Here is a 21,798-nt window from a genome sequence, read left to right as displayed (position 1 = left end):
TTGCGGCTCAAAACGCGATCGAGCCGGATCAGCTTAACTTCGACAGCGAGGCCAGCGAGTTCTGCGCGAAGCGCGGCAACCTCCCGGGCGTGACGATCATTTGTGAGTCGCGACATCGGCCTTGCCCCCGCTTGGACAAAAAACCTATTCCTTCGCGCAAGTTATGTCTATGTATTCCTATTTTGAGAATGGCCGCCCTTCCCGAACATGGCCCCTGGTCGCGCGAGCCGCGTAATCCCGTTTAGCCGCCGCGATCAGCGTCTCAAGCTGACGGGGCCGCTTCGGCGTTGCAACGACGAGGCTGGTCACGACCTCGGGATGGGTCCGTCGCTGCCGGGGACGGCGGGCATGGCTGGACAGGCGAAGAGTCGCGTCCTGGCCCGGGAGCGCGAGATAGAGACTGTCGCCCCGCTCGTTCCGCGCGACGATCATGAAGCCCTGCGCTTCCAGCAGCCTCGCCGCCAGCGCCAAGGCTGCGGCGGGCGGGAGTGCCCGATCCTGATCGCTCACGGCCCCGCCGGCTCGATCGTGCCGAGGCGTCGGCGCCCGAGCGCCCGCGCCTTCAGCGCCAATGCCGGCCGCTCGATCCCGTACCAGGACAGGGCCGCCACCGGCAGCGTCGCGGCCAAGGCCGGGGCCAGCAACGCGGGACCGGACATCTCCGGCCACCGGGCGTGCAGGGCCTGCTGGATCGGCCAGCCGTAGAGATAGATCCCGTAGGACAGGTCCGCGGGCGGATCGAACAGCCCGCGCGCCAATGGGCCGAGGGCGAGCCAGACCACGCCGTAGGCCTCCGCGAGGAACAGCAGGGCCGGATAGGCCGGCGTCCGTGCCAGGGCGAAGGCTCCGAAGGCGAGGCAAGCGAGGGCGGCCGTCGAGATCCGCAGGCGCTCGCGCCAGAGATAGAGGCAGGCACCGGCCGCAAAGATCAGGGGCAGGCGCAAAGCGGTCTCGGTGCCCTTGGGCAGGTCGGCACCCCGCAGGCCGGTCAGGATGGAGAGCGCCAGCGCCAGCCCCGCGACGATCGCCAGGGCCGACCAGCGCCGCCTCAGCAGCCCGCACAGGGCGGCGGCGAGGACGCCGAGATAGCACAGCACCTCGTATTTCAGCGTCCAGACCGTGCCGAGGGGCGCCCGGTACGGGTTGGCCTCGAACACGCCGGGGAGGGCGGCGTTGCTCTTGAAGGTCGTCAGCGTCCCGCGGATGAACGACCACAAGCCCGGCTCGCGCCAATAGTCGGAGACGGGCAGGCGGGTCATCGCCGCGCCGAGGCCCAGGGACACGACCAGGGTCGCGGCCACCAGCCCGGGCAGGATTCGTAAGCTCCGGGCCAGCGCATAGTCCCGGATCCCGCGCCGGTCGCAGCTCATGGTCACGAGGAAGCCCGACACGGCGAAGAAGCCGTTCACCGCATGCTCGCCCAGCGTGTAGCCGGTCAGCCGAGCCAGGGGCTCGTCCCCGGCGGCGCCGGTGGCGACGCTGAAGGCGTGCGACACCACCACGGCGACAGCAAGGGCCAGCCGCAGGCCGGTGAAGCCGTTGCGCCGCCCGTCCAGCGCGGCCGCGATCGTCGGGACGCTCATCGGACCAGGCCTTCGCGGGCCAGCGCGGTCCGGCCCCGCAGGAAGGCGAGGGCGCCAGCGGCGGAGCCGCCGTAGCGCTCAAGCCCGGCCCGGCGCAGGACGAGCGCCGATAGAAGCGCCTTGGGCAAATTGGTCATCAGTCCCGTGCGGCTCGGATCGGGCAGGCCATATTTGCGGCTGACATAGGCGCGCGACCAAGCCTGATGCCAGCGGGTGCGGAACACGCGTCCCGGCTCGGGGGTAGACGAGCGGCCACGGCCGTGAAGCGCCTCGGCGCCGTGGACATGGATCAGCGCGCGGCCGGCATCGGCGACGCGGCGGCACAGATCGTCATCCTCGTAGAACAGGAAGATGTTCTCGTCGAAGCCGCCGAGGTCCAGGAAGAGCGCGCGCGGCATCATCAGGCAGGCCCCGGACAGGAACGGCGCGCAGGCATCGCCCTGCGGCAGTGCGAGCCGGCCGGTCGGGTTGGTCAGATAGGGCGCGAGCAGCGAGCGCGCTTGAAAGAAGTAGCGCCCGTCAGGTTCGACGAGGCGCGGGGCCAGCAGCCCGGCATCCGGCCAGGACCGGGCCGCATTCAGCAGGGCATCCACGGCGCCCGGGCGCAACACCACGTCCGGGTTGACGATCAGGACGTGCTCCGCCGTGACGGCCGCGCGGACGCCCCGGTTGTTGGCGCGGCCATAGCCTTCATTGCGGGCGTTGCGGATCACCTGCGCGCCAGCGGCCTCCGCGACGGAGGCGGAGGTGTCCCGGCTGGCATTGTCGATCACGATCGCCGGGACGTGCTGGCCGGCGAGCGCCGCGAGGCAGCCGGGCAGCACGTCGGCGCTGTCATGCGCGACAACGATCGCGACGAGACTCGGCACCGGGCGGCGGGTCGCGCCGCCTCAGGCCTTCTTCTCGGGCAGGTTGAGCCGGATGTGCAGCTCGCGCAGCTGCTTGGGCGTCGCCTCGGACGGTGCGCCCATCATCAGATCCTCGGCGCGCTGGTTCATCGGGAACAGCACGACCTCGCGGATGTTCGGCTCGTTGCACAGGAGCATGACGATGCGGTCGACGCCCGGCGCGATCCCGCCGTGCGGCGGGGCGCCCATGCGAAGGGCGTTCAGCATGCCGCCGAACTTCTGCTCCAGCACCTCGTGGCCGTAGCCCGCGATGGCGAAGGCCTTCTCCATCACGTCCGGACGGTGATTGCGGATCGCGCCCGAGGACAGCTCCACGCCGTTGCAGACAATGTCGTACTGGAACGCCTTGATGTTCAGGATCCGCTTGGTGTTCGCGCCGGTCTCGTCCTCGCCGGCAAGGGCATCGAGGTCGAGCGCCAGGAACTCCTCCCGGTCGATGTTCGGCATCGAGAACGGGTTGTGGGAGAAGTCGATCCGGTTCTCCTCGTCGCTCCACTCGTACATCGGGAAGTCGGTGATCCAGCAGAACGCGTACTGGTCCTTGTCGCACAGGCCGAGTTCGTCGCCGATACGGATGCGGGCCTTGCCGGCGAGGCCGGCCGCCTTGCCCTCGACACCGGCGGAGAAGAACACCGCGTCGCCGGCCTTGGCGCCGGCCCGCTCGGCGATCAACGCCTGCACCTCGGCCGGGATGAACTTGGCGATCGGCCCCTTGCCGGTCAGCTGGCCGTTCTCCTGTTCGAACACGACGTAGCCGAGCCCCGGCGCGCCCTCGGAGCGGGCCCAGTCGTTGAGCCTGTCGAAGAACGAGCGGGACTGCGCGGCCGCGCCGGTCGCCGGGATCGCACGGACCACACCGCCCGAGGCGATCACGCCCTTGAACGCCTTGAACGCCACGTCGTCGCGGGCGAACAGATCGGTCACGTCGGCGATGATCAACGGATTGCGCAGGTCCGGCTTGTCGACGCCGTATTTCAGCATCGAATCCGCGAAGGTGATCCGCGGGAACTCCGGGGTCACGCGCTTGCCCTCGGCGAACTCGTCGAAGACACCGCGCAGGACCGGCTCCACCGCCTGGAACACGTCCTCCTGGGTCACGAAGCTCATCTCGATGTCGAGCTGGTAGAATTCGCCGGGGCTGCGGTCGGCGCGGGCGTCCTCGTCGCGGAAACAGGGCGCGATCTGGAAATAGCGGTCGAAGCCCGCAATCATCGTCAGCTGCTTGAACTGCTGCGGCGCCTGCGGAAGCGCGTAGAACTTGCCGGGATGGACCCGCGACGGCACGAGGTAGTCCCGGGCGCCCTCGGGCGAGGAGGCTGTCAGGATCGGGGTCTGGAACTCGAAGAAGCCGCTCTCGCGCATCCGGCGGCGGAGCGAATCGATGATCGCGCCGCGCTTCATGACGTTGGCGTGGAGCTTGTCCCGGCGCAGGTCGAGGAAACGGTACCGAAGCCGCGTCTCCTCCGGATATTCCAAATCGCCGAAGACTGGCAGCGGCAGCTCGCCCGCCGGGCCGAGCACTTCCAGGTCGTCGATATAGACCTCGACCGCGCCGGTCGGCAGCTCGGCATTCTCGGTCCCCGCCGGGCGGGTGCGGACGCGGCCGTCGATCCGCACGACCCATTCCGAACGCACCGTCTCGGCAGCCTTGAAGGCGGGAGAATCGGAGTCGATCACACACTGGGTGAGGCCGTAATGATCCCGCAGATCCACGAACAGCACACCACCGTGGTCGCGGATGCGATGGCACCAGCCGGAGAGGCGGACATTCTGCCCGACGTCGGACGGGCGGAGCGCCCCGCAGGTGTGGGAACGGTAACGGTGCATGACGGGCTTCTTCTGTGGGAAGGCCGGCACCATTCACGCGAGGCCACCCAAGTCAAGCGCGGGGCGCCCGCAATGGCCACGGGACCGGCGCCGCGCTCCGCGCCGGGCCTACCGGGAAGAGCTGCGCATTCCCATATGATGTGCATGAATCACAACGCTTTTTCCCACCCGGAGGGTCGACACGACGGGGCGTTCGAGGCCGCACCGAGCGTGTGGCGGACGCTGCCGCTCGATGGCCGTTTCGACCTCGTCTACGAAGATGCGACCGGTGCGTGGAGCAGCCGGTCGCTGAACGCCCGCGAGTTGAAGCTCGGGCCGGGGCGGACCCTCCTCGGGGGCATCGACGCTCGACGGGGTGGCTACCGCGGATTCCGTGTCGACCGGATCCGCCGCCTCACGGACGGTGCGACGGGCGAGCGCATCGAGGCCGGCATCCTCGACCGGCTCCTTGGGCGCGCCGAGGCGCAACGCCGCGCCGACGCACGGCGCATTCGGCGGCAATCCCGGGCGGGCCGTCGGGCCCTCTTGTCAGGACCGGCCCCGTGACACCCGATGTCGGAAAGATGGGGACCTGCGCGCGGATCCCTCCCCAGGGACGCGTCGGTTGCGTATAGCCAGCCTATGGACCTGATCACCACAACCGACACGCTGCGCGAAATCTGCACCCAGCTGGCCGAGCAGCCCTTCGTAACCGTCGACACGGAGTTCATGCGTGAGACGACGTATTACCCGAAGCTCTGCCTCATCCAGATGGCGGCTCCGGACGGCAGCGGAGTTCTGATCGACCCGCTGGCACCCGGGATCGACTTGCAGCCGTTCATCGGCCTGATGGCCGACGAGCGCGTCGTGAAGGTTTTCCATTCAGCGCGCCAGGACCTCGAGATCATCTGGCTGATCGGCGGACTTCTGCCGCATCCGTTCTTTGATACGCAGGTCGCCGCGATGGTGTGCGGCTACGGCGATTCCGTCTCTTACGAGCAACTCGTCAACGACGTGGCCAAGGCCAAGATCGACAAATCGTCCCGCTTCACGGACTGGTCGCGGCGGCCGCTTTCCGACGCGCAGCTCACCTATGCGCTGTCGGACGTCACCCATCTGGTTAAGGTCTACGAGGTCCTCGTCGCCGAGCTGCTGCGCACGGATCGCGGCGTATGGCTCGATGAGGAAATGGCCGTGCTCACCTCGCCCGAGACTTACCGGGCCGATCCGGTGCAAGCCTGGCGGCGCTTGGCAGGCCGGATGAGAAAGCCTCGCGAGATCGCGGTGCTGATGGAGGTTGCCGCCTGGCGCGAGAGCGAGGCCCAGGCTCGCAATGTGCCGCGCGGACGGATCCTGAAAGATGAAGCCGTTATCGACGTCGCTTCTGCAGCGCCGCGAAACGCGGAGGCCCTGGCCCGGCTGCGAACGATTCCGGCGGGCTTCGAGCGCTCGCGCACGGGGGCCGACATCGTCGCGGCCGTTGAGCGCGGCCTGTCGCGCGACACGAGCGACATCCGTCTGCCGGAGCGCGTGCGCCGGAGCGGCGGCAACGGCGCGATCGTGGAACTTCTCAAGGTGTTGCTGAAGGCGGTCTGCGAGGCCGAAGGCGTCGCGCCCAAGATCATCGGCACGGTCGACGATCTGGAGGCCATTGCCGACGACGATGCGGCCGACGTTCCCGCTCTTCAGGGCTGGCGCCGGAGCCTGTTCGGGGACAAGGCCTTGGCCTTGAAGCAGGGGCGGTTGGCGCTTTCCGTTGAGGCGGGCCGTATCGTCGTTCGCGACCTTGAGCCGTCGGCGCCCGGTCAGGTCTGAGCGACCGCCGCCTGACAGTACCCTTCCGGCAATACAGCGCCACGAGCCTGCAAGCGTGACTTGCCTGCGGACCGGGACTAAATGGCAATGGGATTGCCGCTTAGTCCCGCCCCAGCGTGGCGCCTATGTTCGAGCCGAACGAAGTTCTGAAGACGCTGGTCGGCCGTGGGCTGGTTTCAGCTGAAGGGTGCGGACCCGTGCGAGTCCGCTACCGTGTCATGATCGAGCGGCGAGCAGACGGAGTCGTGGCCTACGGCACGCTGCACGGTACTCATTCCAACCTGAGGCCAATCTGGCTCGAACCTGATGCGCAGCTCCGTCTCGCGAACGGACGGCGTCTCAATATCTCGGTGACCGACCTCAATGAAGATATCGCGGACTTCGAGAGCACGGGACCCGTCGGCGGTCTGTGAGTTCCGGGCGCCTCCGCAAGCCGTTTAGAGAAGGTCTGAAGGCGCACGGGCCGCGCGCGGCAGTGCGGACCCATGCGCTTTCTAGAATCATCGTCCGGGATCATTCGGCAATTTGTCGCGTGCAAACGATTTAGAGGCTGCCGACATTCGTTCAGCATGGGATGCGGCGACTGGGCGCACAGCCCGCCGGCAAGCCGGGCCCCACACCGAACCACCGCCAAGCGATATCGCGGTGCAATCCCGACCCTTGTCACAATGACGTCCCATGACCGGCCAGTCCCGCCAACGGTGCATGGGCCGCTTCAGCAAAGCTTACCTCTCTGCAAGATCTGCATGGGAATCGCTCACGTCACCGTGAGACGGTGCAGAAAGAACGGCCGGCTATTTGTGCGACGCACCATTTCATTTCGCAGGAGGATGACATTCGCCATGCTTCTGTCATGCGAAAAGAACCTTTCACCAAGTGCCGGCGAGCGTGGAACAGCGAGTTGACGGCGCTCAAAAATCTCTTAAGGTCCGTTCAAGCCTCGGTTTCGAGGGGACCGCCTCAGGGATGGCGGTTCCTGGCTTAGGGGATCTGCAGATCTCCTCGAAGTCCACTATGCCCGCTACCGAGGCGTCCATCCCTGTCGCAAACAGTCAGGTCGGAGTCTAAGCGACGCCACTCTCTAGATGTGTCGCGAAAACACTCAAAGACTTGTCGGAGGAACCCATGAGAGCGGTACATCTCCTTGCGCTCGGCGCGGGTGTCGCGGCTGTTGCCGCGCCGGCGCTGGCCAACGAAAGCGTCATGAAGGGCATCGCCAATCCGGCGGAGCAGGTGCTTCAGACGGTCGATTACGCGAATACGCGTTACTCGAAGCTCGATCAGATCAACGCGTCGAACGTGAAGAATCTCCAGGTCGCCTGGACCTTCTCGACCGGCGTTCTGCGTGGCCACGAGGGCTCGCCGCTCGTCGTCGGCAACGTCATGTACGTGCACACGCCGTTCCCGAACATCGTGTACGCCCTCGACCTCGACCACGAGGCGAAGATCCTTTGGAAGTACGAGCCGAAGCAGGATCCGTCCGTGATCCCGGTCATGTGCTGTGACACGGTCAACCGTGGCCTGGCCTACGCCGACGGCGCCATCCTTCTGCACCAGGCCGACACCACCCTCGTGTCGCTCGACGCCAAGACCGGCAAGGTCAACTGGTCGGTCGTGAACGGTGACCCGAAGAAGGGCGAGACCAACACCGCGACGGTTCTGCCGGTCAAGGACAAGGTCATCGTCGGCATCTCGGGCGGCGAGTTCGGCGTGCAGTGCCACGTCACCGCCTACGACCTGAAGACCGGCAAGAAGGTGTGGCGCGGCTACTCCGAGGGCCCGGACGATCAGATGCTGATCGACCCGGAGAAGACCACCTCGCTCGGCAAGCCGGTCGGCAAGGATTCCTCGCTGAAGACCTGGGAAGGCGATCAGTGGAAGACCGGCGGCGGCTGCACCTGGGGCTGGTTCTCGTACGACCCCAAGCTCGACCTGATGTACTATGGCTCGGGCAACCCCTCGACCTGGAACCCGAAGCAGCGTCCGGGCGACAACAAGTGGTCGATGACCATCTGGGCGCGTAACCCGGATACCGGCGTCGCCAAGTGGGTCTACCAGATGACCCCCCACGACGAGTGGGATTACGACGGCATCAACGAGATGATCCTCACGGATCAGAAGGTTGACGGCAAGGAGCAGCCGCTCCTGACCCACTTCGACCGTAACGGCTTCGGCTACACGCTGAACCGCGCGGACGGCAGCCTGCTCGTCGCCGAGAAGTACGACCCGGCCGTCAACTGGGCGACCAAGGTCGACATGGACAAGGGCTCGAAGAACTTCGGCCGTCCGCTGGTCGTGTCGAAGTACTCGACCGAGCAGAACGGTGAGGACACCAACTCCAAGGGCATCTGCCCGGCGGCCCTCGGGTCGAAGGATCAGCAGCCTGCGGCCTTCTCGCCGAAGACCAACCTGTTCTACGTGCCCACCAACCACGTCTGCATGGACTACGAGCCGTTCCGGGTGACCTACACCCCGGGCCAGCCCTACGTCGGTGCGACCCTCTCGATGTACCCGGCCCCGAACTCGCACGGCGGCATGGGCAACTTCATCGCGTGGGATGGCGTCAACGGCAAGATCAAGTGGTCCAACGCCGAGCAGTTCTCGGTGTGGTCCGGTGCTCTGGCCACCGCCGGCGACGTGGTGTTCTACGGCACGCTTGAGGGTTACCTGAAGGCGGTCGACGACAAGAGCGGCAAGGAGCTGTTCAAGTTCAAGACCCCGTCGGGCATCATCGGCAACGTGATGACCTACCAGCACAAGGGCAAGCAGTACGTGGGCGTCCTGTCGGGCGTCGGCGGCTGGGCCGGCATCGGCCTCGCGGCCGGCCTGACCGACCCGAACGCCGGCCTCGGCGCGGTGGGTGGCTACGCGGCTCTGTCGCAGTACACCAACCTCGGCGGCCAGCTGACGGTCTTCGCCCTGCCGAACTAATCGGCCGCAGGGTCTGAGTGTAAAAAACGATGCCGGCGCGGGTTCCCGCGCCGGCATCCTTGTGATTAGACTTTTGCGTAAGAGGCAACGTCTCGGAGGGAGACGAAGAGCCTCGATCCAGGGAGACACATGCGTTGCTCAACCTCAGCAAGATCGTAACGCGGCCGGTTATCGCCGCCCTCGCCCTAGCGACCGTGTCCGCGGTTGCCGTACATGCTGAGGATGCCAAGCCCGCTGCCGACCCCGCCCTCGCCAACTCGCTCAACGCGAACGACAAGACTGCCGAGCAGGACGAGAAGCTGCTGAAGCAGGATGCCGCCGTGAAGAACGAGGACGGCAAGTATCTCGATGCCGACGGCCATCCGACGTTCCACATCACGCAGGACGGCAAGAAGCTCGACTGGTACAGCTACTCGGGTTACCGCCGCTACCACGCCGAGTGCCACGTCTGCCACGGCCCGGATGGCATGGGCTCGACCTATGCGCCGGCCCTGAAGGACTCGCTGAAGCATCTCTCCTACGAGGAATTCATCGGCATCCTGGTCGGCGGCAAGCAGGACGTGAGCGCGTCCGAGCAGAAGGTCATGCCGGCCTTCGGCGATAACAAGAACGTCATGTGCTACTCGGACGACCTCTACGTCTATCTGAAGGCACGCGCCGCCGGAGCGATCGGCCGTATTCGTCCTTCCGACCACGAGGACAAGCCCGAAACCGCCAGGAAGGCCGAGAAGGAATGCATGGGCGGCTGATGTCGTCTTTTGCCCGGATCGTCGCTCTCTGTGTCCTGTCTCTGACCGGCGCACAGGGAGCTCTCGCCCAGCATCTGCCGGATATGGTCACGACCGACGTGCTGCGCGTCTGCGGTGATCCGGGCAACATGCCGTTCTCCGAACGCAAGGAGGACGGCTTCGAGAACAAGATCGCGGCGATCATCGCCGATGAGTTGAAGGTGAAGGTCCGCTATTACTGGCTGACCCAGGGCCCTGGCTTCGTGCGCAACACGCTTGGGACCGGCCTCTGCGACCTGATCATGGGCCAGGCCTTCGGCAGCGACCTCGTCCAGACCACAAACCCCTATTACCGGTCCGCCTACACGCTGGTCACCCGCAAGGGCGAGTTCGACGGCGTGACGGGCCTCGACGACGCGCGCCTGAAGGGCAAGAGCATCGGTGTGATCGCGGGAACACCGCCGGTCAACCGGATGGGCGAGCTGGGCCTCGTGTCCAGCATGAAAGCCTACGCGCCGTACCAGCTCGATCCTTCCCGCAAGTACCAGACGGTTGCCGCCGAGATCGTCGCGGCCCTTGCCGCGAAGGAGATCGACGCGGCGGTGCTCTGGGGACCGGCTGCGGGCTGGCTTGCCAAGCAGTCCGGCACAGCGCTTAGCGTCGTTCCGCTGCTCAAGGAGCCCGAGCGGCCGCCGATGGCCTATCGGATCGCAATGGGCGTCCGCCTCGGTGAGAACGACTGGAAGCGCACGCTGAACACGGTGCTACGCAAGCGCAAGTCGGATATCGACACGGTGCTTCGCGCGTACGACGTGCCTCTTCTCGACGAGGAAGACAACAAGCTGGCCGCGCCTGGCGAACGCTGAGCGGCGTCACGCCCGCGTGATACCGCTCCGGTCGAGCTTCGCCAAGGCGTCGATCACCCGCTCGCCGCCAATGACGAGATCCGGCGCGATCTCGGCCAGCGGCACCAGTACAAAGGCGCGCTCGCGCACGTATCGGTGCGGCAGCACGAGGCGCGCGTCCTCGACGGCGGCCCCCTCGTAAGCCAGCACGTCGATATCGATCAGCCGCGGTCCCCAGCGCTCTTCGCGCACGCGACCAAGCTCGTGCTCCACCGACAGACAGGCATCGAGCAGGCCGTGCGGATCAAGATCCGTGTCGATCGCAACGGCACCGTTGAGGAACCAAGGCTGATCGGTCTTGCCCCAGGGCGGCGTGCGATAATCGGCCGAGCGCGCCACGACAGCGATGCCGGGCACGGCGGCGAGCCCCGCAACGGCCCGGTCAAGCATCGCGGCCATGTCGCCGATATTGCTGCCGATACCGAGATAAGCCCTCATGCGCGGTCTCCGCGCCGGCGTGTGATCTCGATGCTGACCTCGTCCAGGATCGCCGGGACCGGCGCACTTGGCTTATCGACGCGGACGGTGATCGCGTCGATGCGCGCGAAGCGCTCGAGGATGCTGGCCGCGATGGCCTCCGCCAGGGCTTCGATGAGGTTGAAGCGCTGCTCGGTGCCGATCGCGACGGCGATCTGCGTCAGGTCGGCATAGCTCACCGTGCCGGCGACCGCGTCGGAACGGCCGGCCTCACTGAGGTCCAGACGGGCCTTGAGGGAGATGTAGAAGCGCTGGCCGAGCACAGCCTCCTCGGGCAACAGCCCGTGGCGCCCGAACACGGCGATGCGGGTGACGCGGATCAGATCGCCGACCATGCTCAGCGCTCCCCCGGCCGCATCACAGCGTCGACGACGCGCAGGGCATCGATATGCTCCGCCACGTCATGCACGCGGACGATGTCGGCGCCCAGTGTCGCCGCCAGAGCGTGCGCGGCAAGGGAGCCATAGAGCCGATCCGCCGGCCGGGTCTCGCGATTGTGCAGGCGTCCGAGGAGCGACTTGCGGGAAACGCCCACCAGAACGGGAAAGCCGAGGGCGCGGATCTCCGGTAGCCTCCGTAGCACCTCGAGATGCTGAACCCAGGTCTTGCCGAAGCCGACGCCCGGATCGAGTACAATCTCGGAATTCGCGATGCCCGCACGATGTGCGATGCCAAGCGACCGCTCGAAGAAGAGCAGCATGTCGGCGATGATGTCGATCTCTGCCTCGATCGACTCGCGGTTGTGCATGATGATGACCGGCGCGCCGTGAGCGGCTGCCACGGAGGCGATGTCGGGCTCGCGCTGGAGTCCCCAGACGTCGTTCACGATCCGCGCGCCGGCCGCGAGAGCGACGCGCGCCGTCGAGGCCTTGTAGGTATCGATCGAGATCGGCACGGGCAGCTGGGGAGCCACCGCGCGGATCACCGGAAGCACCCGTGCTTGCTCATCCTCGGCCGAGACAGGGATATGCCCGGGTCGGGTGGATTCGCCGCCGATGTCCAGGATCGCCGCCCCATCCGCGACAAGCCGCTCCGCCTGGGCCACGGCCGCGGCCTCCCCGGCGAACAGGCCGCCGTCCGAGAAGGAATCGGGTGTGACGTTCAGGATGCCCATGACCAGCGTACGCCCTCCGAGATCGGGCAGCAGATCGGAAAGGCCGGAAGAGGGGGTCACGAAGGGGTCTCGTTCACGAGCGCGATACGAAACCCCGTGTGCGCGAATCGCGAGGCCGGCGCAACGCCGGCCGGCCTCTCTGTGCGATCAGCCGCGATAGCAGCGGATCTCCGCCTCGGCCTGCGCGCGGCGGAGATCAGCGACCTTGTCGTCGAAGACCTTGGTCGACTTGAACTCGTTCGCACGGTTGCCGATCCCCTGCCGCATCGACAGGATGGTGCTCGCCTGCACGTACTTGTCATACGGCAGGATCGCGGCGAGCTGATCGAGCGAGCAGGAACACTTCTGCAGGCTTTCACGGGTCTGTCCGTTGGCCGCCATGCAGCCGAACACGTAATCGACCCGCGCGTCCGTCGGATAATCGTTCTCCTCGGCCGCGTAGCCGGCCACGCCCGACAGGGTCAGGGCCAGGACGGCCAATGCGCCACGTTCAGCCAGCCTTCTGATCATAACTCAGCTTCTCCTCAAGCAGCTCACCGCCGTCCGTGCTTTTCGAGGATGCCTCGATCGAGACGATCTCACCCGGGATGGAGGGCGCGGTGACGAAGGTGTAGGTCAGGTTCTCGAGGCCGCGCATTCGTTGCGTCATCGCATCGCCCTCGAAGGGCTTGGTCACCACGCGCCAGCCCTCGACCGTGCGACCGTCGAACTCCACCTTCGTGGGCGTCACGGTCGCCTTGTCGCGCAGGCCCCGGCGGATCGCCAGCTTCAGATAGCGCGGATTCGCTTCCAGCACCTTGGCCAAGCCCCGGAGATGGTTCTCGAGAAACAGCGACACCACGGGGTTGCCCGCCATGTCCTCGAAGGGTCCGGCCGGCACGCGGTTCAGGCCGGAAAACATCGTGACGCGGATATCGCGTGCGTCGGGGCTCTTACCGGGCTCGATCTTCAGTGCGAGCGTGTCCTGAAGCGGCGCCCCGAACGGGCCGCCGGAGATGCCGGAGCGGCGCAGGTAATTGTACGTGATGGTCGATCCCGGCGCCGTGTTCTTCATCTGAGGCTGGTCGAACAGCAGATCGGACGCCGAGGGCGGGGCGGCGGCGTTGGCCTGGGTCACGGTCGCGGGTTTCGGCGCGTCCTCGGCGAGGGCCGGTATCGCGGCCAGCACGAGCGCCAGGGCCGTCGTAGCAAGAACTCTCACGAGTGCACTTCCTCCTTAAGCGGCGACCGGACGTTGCTGCCGATCGTCCGATAGACGTAATCCGGCGGGTTCTCGGCCGCCTCTTCCACCGCCAGGGCCCGCACCTTGGCATGGAGCGGGGAGAGCGAGCAGGCCGGATCGGTGGCCGCGGCATCGCCGGCCAGGGCCAGCGCCTGGCAACGGCAGCCGCCCCAATCCTTCTCCCGGCGGTCGCAGGAGCGGCAGGGCTCCTTCATCCAGTCCGTCCCGCGATAGGCCGTGAACGCGGGCGAGTCGCGCCAGATCTCTCCGAGCGAATGGTCGGTGACGTTCCAGAATTCCAGCCCCGGTATCGTCTCGGCCGCGTGACACGGCAGGACCTTGCCCTGGGGCGTCACGTTCATCAGCTTGCGGCCCCAGCCGCCCGCGCAGGCCTTGGGGTACTTCGCGTAATAGTCGGGCACGACGAGATCGATCACGAGCTGCCCCTTCAGGCGCTCGCGGGCCGCTTCGACGAGGCGGATCGATTCGTCCACCTGCGCCTTGTCGGGCATCAGCGCGGCACGGTTCACGTAGGCCCAACCGTAATACTGGGTGTGCGCCACTTCGAGGCGCTTGGCGCCCATCTTGACAGCGAGATCGATGAAGCCGGCCACCTCGTGGATGTTGCCGCGGTGGATGACGGAGTTGAGGGTCAGCGGCAGTCCAAGTTCCACCACCTTGGCGGCGAATTCAAACTTCTGCGGCTGGGCGTTCTTCAGACCACCGATCTTCTCGGCATTCTGCGCGTCGACACCCTGCACCGAGAGCTGCACATGGTCGAGGCCGACGTCGTAAAGCGCCTGAAGCTTCGACAAGGCTCCGCCGACCCCGGAGGTGATCAGGTTCGAGTACAGTCCGAGATCCGCACAGCTCTTTGTGATCTCGACGATGTCGTTGCGCGCCGTCGGCTCGCCTCCGGAAAGGTGCACATGCAGCACGCCGAGCGCGGACGCCTCCGTGAGAACCCGCTGCCACGTCGCCGTGTCGAGCTCGCCGGAGCGGCGATCGAGTTCCAGCGGGTTGGAACAATAGGGGCAGCGCAACGGGCAGCGGTGGGTCAGCTCAGCGAGCAGGCCCACGGGGGCCGGCGCCGCGGGCGGGTTCGGCGTCAGCGCGTTCATCGCTCAAGAACCCGTTTCTCCGCGAGGCCGTCGAGCATCACCAGGATGTCGGCCTCGATCGCACGCGGGTCGGCCGCGTAGGTCTTGCCCAGTTCGTCCGCGATGTCGGCGACGCTGCGCATGCCGTCCACGAGCTTGAGCACCGCGACGGCGTTGTCGTCGAGATCGAAGGTGCGCTCCGGAGCGAGCAGGACGTATTTGCCGCGCGTCTCGTCGTTACGCAGCCGCACGCCGCGCGGCAGGCGCGGGCGGTCGCCGGGCGCGGTCTTCCTGCCGATGCCGGCCGCCTGGACCTGCGCCGGCTCGGCAACGAGACCCTCTCCGGGCTGCCACGCATCCGGAGGGATCAGGCCGGGCGCCACGTAGGCGAAGTACAGGGCATCAAGCTGCGTCCACAGGACGTTGCACTTGAAGGTCAGCGCGGCCATCGCCCGGCGCTGCAGCTCGGGCGTGGTCGCGTGCTGCTTCACGTAGTCCAGCGCGAAGTCGGCATCCCGCGGGGCCTGGGTCAGGCGCTTGTCGAAATAGGCCAGCGTGTCCTTGGTGATGAAGTCATAATTCTTCAGCATCCCGGCGACACGCTCCGAGATGATCGTCGGCGAGAACATCTCGGTCAGCGACGAGGCGATCGCCTCCAGCAAAGTCTTCTCGGAGACGAAATGGACGTAGGCCTCGACGGAGAACTTCGTGGCCGAGAGGATGCCGCGGGTCGACAGCACGTAGTCGCGGTCGAAGCCGACGCCTTCCGCCAGCTTGAGCCAGCGCTCGATGCCGCCGTCGCCCTCGTGGTCGCCGTCGTGGTCGACGATGCGTTGACGCCAGACCCGCCGCAGCGAGGCGTCAGTCATCCGGGCGAGCACCGCGGCGTCCTTCACCGGGATCATCGCTTGGTAATAGTAGCGGTTCAGCGCCCAGGCCCGGACCTGATCCTTCGACAGTTTGCCGTCGTGCAGGAGGCGGTGAAACGGATGCAGGTTGTGGTAGCGGCGCGCGCCGATGCCGCGCAGGGCCGCTTCCAGCTCGTCGGGAGTCAGGAGACGCTCGCTGTCGGCGGTGTCGGGGGTCGGGAAGACTGCGTTCATGGCGTTTCCGGCGTCCGTTCTCGGGTCGCGTTTCCTGTGCGGTCGTTCCGCCCTCGGCAACGGGGCGAATATCCAAGCTCAGAGACGATATAGTGCCGCCCGGCTACGGGCCCAACCTGCGGAACCGGCTCAAACCCCCGTTCAAGCCGCTCTGACCTGCGGCACAAGGTACGCCCGGATTGCCAAGTCGGAGTCCCGCACACCGCTTTATCGCGAGCGGGTCTCACTCCTGAGATCCGGGCCCGCTCCGCGCCTACATGCACAGGTTCCAGAACGCATCGGATGCCTCGAAGGATGGTTCAAGGATCCCGGATCCCGAAAGGCCCGTTGCCGCGAGCACCTCAGGATATCGGCGAAGGTGAGAAGTGCCAGATTACACGCGCTCCAAAGTCGTTGCCGCCTAAAGCGACAGGCTCAGCCCGTCATGAGCCACAATCCACCCGGATTTCTCAACATCCGCCCGCTCGACCGATCCTTCGACCAGCACCGGGTTGGTATTGTTGATGTGAACGAAGACGCGGCGTCCGATTTCGACCTCCGCGAGGGCATCGATGGAGCCGTTGTCGCCGCGCATGGGAACATGCCCCATCCGCCAGCCGGTCTTCGTGCCGACCCCGGCGCGGATCATGTCGTCGTCGTGCAGAACGGTCCCGTCGAAGAGCAGCGCGTCGACGCCGGCGACCCGATCCCGCAATCCATCGGTGACGCGGGCGCAACCCGGGATGTAAGCGAGGCGCCGACCGCCGGCCTCGATCAGAGCGCCGACCGTCGTCTCGGTCTCGGCGCCGATCTCCATCGTCTCGTCCTCCAACCAGAGCGGCACTTTGCCGGGGACCGGGAAGAGAGTCACGGACAGGCCGGGAAGCGGCTCGAAGCGCTCATCCATGCCGATCGGCCACCGGGCGACCACGCCGTCCGCCATCACGTCGAACACCCGATTGGCGTTGACAGACCCGAGAATGCCGCGCGTGGCGTAAAGTGTGTAGGGCTGACCTTCGCGGAGCGTGAGCAGGCCCGCGACGTGGTCGACGTCCCCGTTTGTCAGGAGCACGGCGCGGATCGGCGAGTGGCGCAGGCCTTCGCGCGGATGCATCTGGGGATTGTCGAAGAGCTGCTGCCGGATATCCGGCGAGGCGTTGATCAGCAGCCAGTCTGACCCATCCGCTGAGACCGCGATGCTCGACTGGGTCCGGGGCCGCACCCGGTCCGGCTCGGACCGCGCCAGCGTACAGATGGGGCAGCGGCAATTCCACTGAGGAAGGCCGCCGCCGGCCGCGGAACCGAGGATCACGACGCGCATGGTGCGGCTTCCGAGACCCCCGGCCCGTAAAACTCAGTTGAAGGTGTCGATCTCGGCCGACTCGTAGCTCGTCACTTCCATGCCGACGCAGATTTCGGACACGATCGGGGCAGCCCACTTCATGGTGTTTCTCCTTCGCGACATCTACACCGAGCGTCATGCGGTTCCTAAGAGGACCCTAAGACACTGATGGCGCTCTCATTTCCGGCGCGCGAGAGGTATCGACGATTCAGCTGCGGGCATCAAGCACTAAGTTGCCGGATCCTCCCAAATTTTTCGTGAGAGACTTACTAACCGCCCGGAAACCATCGAGAAATGTGCGCCCCTGCGACTTAAGTACAGGGGCTCACTGACGGAAGTCGGGCCCGCGCAACTCGAGCATGAAGCCTTTGCCGCGCACCGTGACCAGGCTCGGACCGCCATAGCGGACGAAATCGGCCATCTTCGAACGCAGATAACCGATATAGACATCGACCACGTTCAGGGAGAGTCCACCCTGGCTGGCCCAGAGCCGATCGAAGATGTCGGCCCGTGAGACCGGCTTTCCGATGCTCTCCATCAGCATGGCGAGGAGGTCGGCTTCGCGGGGCGTAAGGCGCGCACTGGCCTCGCCGCAGCTCGCCTGCCTCGTGTCGAAATCGAGCATCAGCTTGCCTGCCGTGATGCGCGAGCGCGGCGCCTCCGCCTGCTCACGGCGCATGAGATGCGTCCGGAGCCGCGCCACCAGCTCATCGAACTCGAACGGCTTGATGATGTAGTCGTCGGCGCCGAGGGCCAGCCCCTCGGCCCGGTCGCGGATCTCGTCGCGGGCGGAGAGGAACAGGATCGCTCCGGGGAAGCCGCCCTCGCGCAGGGACCGGCACACGTCGTGGCCGGATCCATCCGGCAGGTTGATATCGAGAAGCACGGCGCCGGGCGCGGGATCATGCGCGGCCTTGAGCGCCTCGTCCACGCAGGCCGCGGTCCCGACTTCGAACCCCTCGGCCTCCAATCCTCTGGCCAGGAGCCCGCGGATGTCGACATCGTCCTCGACGATCAGGATCCGCGTCATGCGGCCGACTCCTTCACCTGCGCGCCGCCGGCCGCGTGTCCGGCTGCCTGCTCATCCCATGCCGGATCGAGCGCCGGAAGATCCAGACTGACGCGGGCTCCGCGCCCGTCCGGCCCGGCACCGAGCCGGATCGTGCCACCATGCTGCTCGACGATCCAGCGCGCCAGGGCGAGGCCGATGCCGAAGCCGGTCTCGTCCGGGCCGGCGCTCTTCCCGCGGCGGAATCTCTCGAACAGCTCGGCCTCCGCGGCGTCGAAGCCCGGTCCGTCATCCGTGACGGTGATCCGTCCGATGGGCCCGGGTCCAGCTGCCAGCGCGACCTCGACCCGGGATAATCCAGCGGCGTGGCTCAGCGCGTTGTCGACGAGGCTCTCGACGGTCTGGCGGATCCACTCCCGGTCGGCGAGGCACTCGACGTCGCGGGTGCCGGGCTCCAGAATCAGGTCGACCCGGCGACGCGCGGCCTCGGACGCCATGTTGTCCACCGCCTCCGACAGCACCAGGGCAAGCCCGAGCGGACGCTTGTCGAACGCGATCTCGCCCGATTCCGATCGGGCGACGCGCAGCAGATCCTCGACGCGCAGCTTCAGCCGCTGCGCCCGCTTCTTGATCGTCGCGAAAACCGGTCCCGGGTCGCCCCCACGGGACGCGCTTCGAAGGGCGAGGTCGCACTCGCCGAGGATCACCGTCAGGGGCGTTCGCAGCTCGTGGCTGACATCGGCGAAGAAGCGCCGTCGTGACTGATCGACGGCCTCCAGGCGGGCGTTGGCAGCGCGAAGGTCGGCGGTGCGCGCCGCCACGGTGTCTTCCAACGCGGCCCGATCCGCCGCCACGCGCGATTCCCGCCGGGCGAGGCGGGCGGCCATGCGGTTGACGTTGGTCATCAGCAGGCCGAGCTCGTCGCGGGTTGCCACGGACAGTCGCGTGTCGAGGGCGCCGCGGCCGATGGCGCTCGCCGCCCGACGGACCTCCTCGATGCGCGCGAGCGTCGGACGGGTGACCCCGCGGTAGAGGATCGCGAGCAGGACCAAGGCAGCAGCCACCGCCGAAGCCGCCGCGACCCGCAGGCGCGCCGAAAGCGCCCGGGCCTGCTCCGACCCCAAGGCCATGCTGCGCCGCTCGACCTCGATCAGGAACGAGAGCGGCTGGCCGGTCATGGCGCCGAACCCGTTCAGCGCGCCCTTGATCGCGTCCTGGCGCCGCTCCGGATCGGTCTGGCGGCCGATCAGCGCCACCTGCCGGTCGAGGACCGCACGGGCTGCCCGCAGTTGCGCCATGGGACGCGTGCGCGCCGCATACTGCATCCGGTCGGCTGGATCATCGCTCGGCGGGAAACTCTTGGCCAGGGCTTCATCCACGGTGGTCAGGGCCCGGTCGGCATTGTCGCGGGCAATCGCCATCGCCTCTGGCTGGTTGTCGGGATTGCCCACGGTCTCCACGGCGGCGAGACCGAACTGGGTGAGGCGGCCGGACAACTCGGCCAGCAGCTCCAAACGACGCTGCGCCTCGAGAGTGCGGTCGACCGTCCGCTCCGCGGCCCCGATCGCCGCCAAGGCCGCAGCCGCGGCCAGCACAACCACGATGGCCGTGCCACCGAGCAGCAGCGCGAAACGGACCTTCAGCGAGCGCATGGTTTCCGTCCCGCACTCAGAGGGGAGGCGAGCATGTCACCGTCCAGCGGGAGAGCCAAGGTGCCGTCACAGATCCTTCGGCACGCTGCCCTTGGCGGCGCAGCGCCAGCGCTCGACATGCCAGTCGGGATGTGCCGCCTGCCAAGTCGCCAGCGCACTCTGCGAGTTGCGCAGGCACACGAAGGGGCTCGACGTCTCGAACGACATCTCGATCCGGTCCTCGCGGCAGGTCGAGGGCTGGGCGACGAGACAGATCGACAGCAGCAGCAGCATGGGCGCCTCCCCGGTTTGCCGGCCTCGGACGGGCCGGCTTGGTGGGGAGCATAGGACGGCGTCACGCCCCTTGCCCAGGCGGCGTCAGGCCGCGACCCAGATCTCGCCCTTGGCAATGGTTGCGAGGTCGCCGGAGTAGCGACGCAGCGGCTTCCCGAGAAGGTCGGCGTGCTCGGTGCTGACACGGCGCAGGGCCGTCGCCAGCAGGCGCAGGAACACGAGGTCGTGCGTCCCCGTCTCCACGAAGGTCGCAGCCATGCGCCCGTGCGAACCCAGAACGAGCGTCCCACGACGCATGCCGAGACCCGGATGATCGCCCACCGCGAGCGCGGCGAGTGTACCGGCAATCATGCGCGAACCCGCGAAAGCGCCGGCGCGGCCGGCCACGATGGTCCCGCGCCGCATCCGGTCGCCGAGATGCGCGCCCGCGCTGCCCCGGATGATTAACGTCGCACCGTCGAGCCCTGCCTTGGCACCGTAGACCGCGCCGCCCGCGTAATCGCCGGCATCGCCCTCAATGGTGATCGTGCCGCCGGAGGCGCCGGAAGCCGCGTAGGGACCGGCGTTCCCGATGACAGTCAGGCTGCCGCCGGCCATACCGGCGCCGAGCCGCTGGCCGACGTCGCCGACGACGCGGATCGTGCCCTCCGACAGGGATGCGCCAACGCGGTCCAAGCGTTCGTGGCCACCGTCGATGGTCAGGGTGCTGGAGCGGTCGAGGGAGACGGCGAAGCAGTCACCGAGACGCACGCCGGTTCGGCTGGTTCCCACCTCCAGGCGTTCGGCCTCGCTCTGCGAGAGGCCGCTGAGCGCCAGCGGGTTGATGGCGAGGAAATCCAGCCGCTCGGGCGGGGCCGCGCGCAGGGTGAGGGTGCTCAAGGCTCAGCCCTCCTTCGTGGCGTCATGCGGCCCGATCAGGTCGCGCAAGTGGTAATGATGGCGGCCGAGATTGCCGCCGTAATTGCCGGCCGTCACGGCGATCAGGCCGTGTTTGCCGCCGATCTCGGTCGCGGCGTGCAGGCCGGCGCGCATCGAGTCGGACACGCCCTGTGAGGTGAGGGCGTCGATCACGATCTCCAGCACCACGCCGCATTCCGCCGGGAGCGCCGAGCCGGCGCGGCCCTTGAGGGTCGGGCAGTAGGCGTCGTTCGTCGAGGCCATCATACCCTTGGTTCGGCCGCCGACCTTGGAGCCGGAGCGGACGATGCCGCCCGGGAACGGCAGGATCGCGCCCGGCACCGCCTTGGCGGCCTCCACGGCGATCTCGGCGACCTTGAGCGTCTCGGCGTGGGTGCGGCCGAGGAACAGCAGGTTGCCGCCGCCGACCGCGCCGTCGACGGCCCGGACCGAATCTTCGCAGAGGAACTCCCCGTCCATCACCGGGATGCGCCAGTAGCGCCGGGCCTTGCCGGAGGCGTCGGGCAGGCGCTTGGCCACCGCGAAGCCGTCGCCGAAGTAGCGGATCGCGCCGCCGAGCTTGATCTTGGTCGGCCCATCGACTCCCGCGTAGCAGGCGGTGCCCGGGCAGGTGAGGATGCACTGGCCGACGCGCTTGATCAGCTGGTCCTTGAGGCCGTTCGGCTCGAAGCCGAACAGCAGGATGCGCACGCCCGGTCGCCCGTCGGGCGTCTCCTCGGGCGACAGCTCGGCGTCGATGCCGGCCTCGGCGCCGCAGCCGATGACCGAGGTGGCGAAGCCCGTCATCGTGGTCGCGGCGATCATCGCCCACTTGGCGGTGTCGTTCGTGACGATGATGGCCGTGCCGGCCACGTCGAACGCCTCCGCGAAGGTGTCGACGACCGGGATGCCGTTGAGGGTGAGGTCAGACATCGTACTTCCCGCGGCTCGCCT

The 21,798-nt window shown here is 67.3% G+C and carries 24 protein-coding genes; 6 read left to right on the top strand and 18 right to left on the bottom strand.

Annotated elements, in window-relative coordinates:
- Window positions 1–177: 177 nt before the first annotated feature.
- From JOE48_RS05450 to aspS, 4 genes are read right to left on the bottom strand one after another with little or no spacing between them, the layout of a single operon-like run.
- A complete protein-coding gene (locus tag JOE48_RS05450; RefSeq protein ID WP_210028520.1) occupies window positions 178–510 on the bottom strand; it encodes a hypothetical protein in 333 nt (110 codons plus the stop codon).
- On the bottom strand, window positions 507–1,583 hold the full coding sequence (locus tag JOE48_RS05445; protein ID WP_210028519.1) for an acyltransferase: 1,077 nt from the start codon (window positions 1,581–1,583) through the stop codon (window positions 507–509). The genes JOE48_RS05450 and JOE48_RS05445 overlap by 4 nt, the downstream gene beginning before the upstream one ends.
- On the bottom strand, window positions 1,580–2,452 hold the full coding sequence (locus tag JOE48_RS05440) for a glycosyltransferase family 2 protein (protein ID WP_210028518.1): 873 nt from the start codon (window positions 2,450–2,452) through the stop codon (window positions 1,580–1,582). The genes JOE48_RS05445 and JOE48_RS05440 overlap by 4 nt, the downstream gene beginning before the upstream one ends.
- Before the next feature lie 21 nt (window positions 2,453–2,473).
- A complete protein-coding gene (gene aspS, locus JOE48_RS05435; protein ID WP_210028517.1) occupies window positions 2,474–4,318 on the bottom strand; it encodes an aspartate--tRNA ligase in 1,845 nt (614 codons plus the stop codon).
- Between the two features lie 144 nt (window positions 4,319–4,462).
- Between aspS and JOE48_RS05430 the strand changes: the two genes are divergently transcribed.
- From JOE48_RS05430 to xoxJ, 6 genes are all read left to right on the top strand, one after another.
- Window positions 4,463–4,864 carry a hypothetical protein gene (locus tag JOE48_RS05430; protein ID WP_245252718.1) on the top strand — a complete coding sequence of 134 codons (402 nt, stop codon included), beginning with the start codon at window positions 4,463–4,465 and terminating at the stop codon, window positions 4,862–4,864.
- A gap of 75 nt (window positions 4,865–4,939) precedes the next feature.
- Window positions 4,940–6,112, top strand: coding sequence for a ribonuclease D (gene rnd / locus JOE48_RS05425; protein WP_210028516.1), 1,173 nt, complete (start codon window positions 4,940–4,942; stop codon window positions 6,110–6,112).
- Window positions 6,113–6,237: 125 nt separating this feature from the next.
- Window positions 6,238–6,525 carry a hypothetical protein gene (locus JOE48_RS05420; RefSeq protein ID WP_210028515.1) on the top strand — a complete coding sequence of 96 codons (288 nt, stop codon included), beginning with the start codon at window positions 6,238–6,240 and terminating at the stop codon, window positions 6,523–6,525.
- 712 nt (window positions 6,526–7,237) lie between these two features.
- Window positions 7,238–9,043 (top strand): lanthanide-dependent methanol dehydrogenase XoxF1, encoded by a 1,806-nt coding sequence (gene xoxF1 / locus JOE48_RS05415; RefSeq protein ID WP_210028513.1) that lies wholly within the window; start codon window positions 7,238–7,240, stop codon window positions 9,041–9,043.
- Between the two features lie 134 nt (window positions 9,044–9,177).
- Window positions 9,178–9,792 carry a c-type cytochrome, methanol metabolism-related gene (locus tag JOE48_RS05410; RefSeq protein WP_210028511.1) on the top strand — a complete coding sequence of 205 codons (615 nt, stop codon included), beginning with the start codon at window positions 9,178–9,180 and terminating at the stop codon, window positions 9,790–9,792.
- Window positions 9,792–10,637, top strand: coding sequence for a rare earth element methanol dehydrogenase accessory protein XoxJ (gene xoxJ, locus JOE48_RS05405; RefSeq protein ID WP_245252717.1), 846 nt, complete (start codon window positions 9,792–9,794; stop codon window positions 10,635–10,637). Before JOE48_RS05410 ends, xoxJ begins: the two co-directional genes overlap by 1 nt.
- Before the next feature lie 6 nt (window positions 10,638–10,643).
- Here the strand turns inward: xoxJ and folK are convergent, their stop codons facing one another.
- The 14 genes from folK to fhcD all read right to left on the bottom strand — a co-directional run bounded on the left by folK (window position 10,644) and on the right by fhcD (window position 21,777).
- Window positions 10,644–11,114, bottom strand: coding sequence for a 2-amino-4-hydroxy-6-hydroxymethyldihydropteridine diphosphokinase (folK, locus tag JOE48_RS05400; RefSeq protein ID WP_210028508.1), 471 nt, complete (start codon window positions 11,112–11,114; stop codon window positions 10,644–10,646).
- A complete protein-coding gene (folB, locus tag JOE48_RS05395; RefSeq protein WP_210028507.1) occupies window positions 11,111–11,488 on the bottom strand; it encodes a dihydroneopterin aldolase in 378 nt (125 codons plus the stop codon). Before folB ends, folK begins: the two co-directional genes overlap by 4 nt.
- Before the next feature lie 2 nt (window positions 11,489–11,490).
- A complete protein-coding gene (folP, locus tag JOE48_RS05390; RefSeq protein ID WP_312893087.1) occupies window positions 11,491–12,327 on the bottom strand; it encodes a dihydropteroate synthase in 837 nt (278 codons plus the stop codon).
- 87 nt (window positions 12,328–12,414) lie between these two features.
- Window positions 12,415–12,777: a hypothetical protein gene (locus JOE48_RS05385; RefSeq protein ID WP_210028506.1), complete on the bottom strand. Its 363-nt coding sequence runs from the start codon at window positions 12,775–12,777 to the stop codon at window positions 12,415–12,417.
- Complete coding sequence (locus JOE48_RS05380; protein WP_210028505.1) at window positions 12,758–13,468, bottom strand: hypothetical protein; 711 nt, start codon at window positions 13,466–13,468, stop codon at window positions 12,758–12,760. Before JOE48_RS05380 ends, JOE48_RS05385 begins: the two co-directional genes overlap by 20 nt.
- Entirely contained in the window at window positions 13,465–14,610 is a 1,146-nt protein-coding gene (gene pqqE, locus JOE48_RS05375) for a pyrroloquinoline quinone biosynthesis protein PqqE (protein WP_210028503.1), read from the bottom strand. Before pqqE ends, JOE48_RS05380 begins: the two co-directional genes overlap by 4 nt.
- Window positions 14,607–15,692, bottom strand: coding sequence for a pyrroloquinoline-quinone synthase PqqC (gene pqqC, locus JOE48_RS05370; protein ID WP_210028501.1), 1,086 nt, complete (start codon window positions 15,690–15,692; stop codon window positions 14,607–14,609). The genes pqqE and pqqC overlap by 4 nt, the downstream gene beginning before the upstream one ends.
- A gap of 400 nt (window positions 15,693–16,092) precedes the next feature.
- Entirely contained in the window at window positions 16,093–16,992 is a 900-nt protein-coding gene (gene pqqB, locus JOE48_RS05365; protein ID WP_210028500.1) for a pyrroloquinoline quinone biosynthesis protein PqqB, read from the bottom strand.
- Between the two features lie 33 nt (window positions 16,993–17,025).
- The gene (pqqA, locus tag JOE48_RS05360; RefSeq protein ID WP_012317526.1) at window positions 17,026–17,115 is read right to left on the bottom strand and encodes a pyrroloquinoline quinone precursor peptide PqqA; all 90 of its coding nucleotides are present in this window, start codon (window positions 17,113–17,115) and stop codon (window positions 17,026–17,028) included.
- A gap of 223 nt (window positions 17,116–17,338) precedes the next feature.
- Window positions 17,339–18,043 carry a response regulator transcription factor gene (locus JOE48_RS05355; RefSeq protein ID WP_210028499.1) on the bottom strand — a complete coding sequence of 235 codons (705 nt, stop codon included), beginning with the start codon at window positions 18,041–18,043 and terminating at the stop codon, window positions 17,339–17,341.
- Entirely contained in the window at window positions 18,040–19,674 is a 1,635-nt protein-coding gene (locus JOE48_RS05350; protein WP_210028498.1) for a HAMP domain-containing sensor histidine kinase, read from the bottom strand. The genes JOE48_RS05355 and JOE48_RS05350 overlap by 4 nt, the downstream gene beginning before the upstream one ends.
- Before the next feature lie 66 nt (window positions 19,675–19,740).
- A complete protein-coding gene (locus tag JOE48_RS05345; RefSeq protein WP_210028494.1) occupies window positions 19,741–19,947 on the bottom strand; it encodes a hypothetical protein in 207 nt (68 codons plus the stop codon).
- 84 nt (window positions 19,948–20,031) lie between these two features.
- Window positions 20,032–20,826, bottom strand: coding sequence for a formylmethanofuran dehydrogenase subunit C (locus JOE48_RS05340; RefSeq protein ID WP_210028493.1), 795 nt, complete (start codon window positions 20,824–20,826; stop codon window positions 20,032–20,034).
- A gap of 3 nt (window positions 20,827–20,829) precedes the next feature.
- A complete protein-coding gene (gene fhcD, locus JOE48_RS05335; protein ID WP_210028492.1) occupies window positions 20,830–21,777 on the bottom strand; it encodes a formylmethanofuran--tetrahydromethanopterin N-formyltransferase in 948 nt (315 codons plus the stop codon).
- Window positions 21,778–21,798: the final 21 nt, after the last annotated feature.

It is taken from the genome of Methylobacterium sp. PvR107, assembly GCF_017833295.1.
In the GTDB taxonomy this organism is placed as follows: Bacteria; Pseudomonadota; Alphaproteobacteria; order Rhizobiales; family Beijerinckiaceae; genus Methylobacterium.
This window is presented reverse-complemented; position numbering and strand designations above follow the sequence as displayed.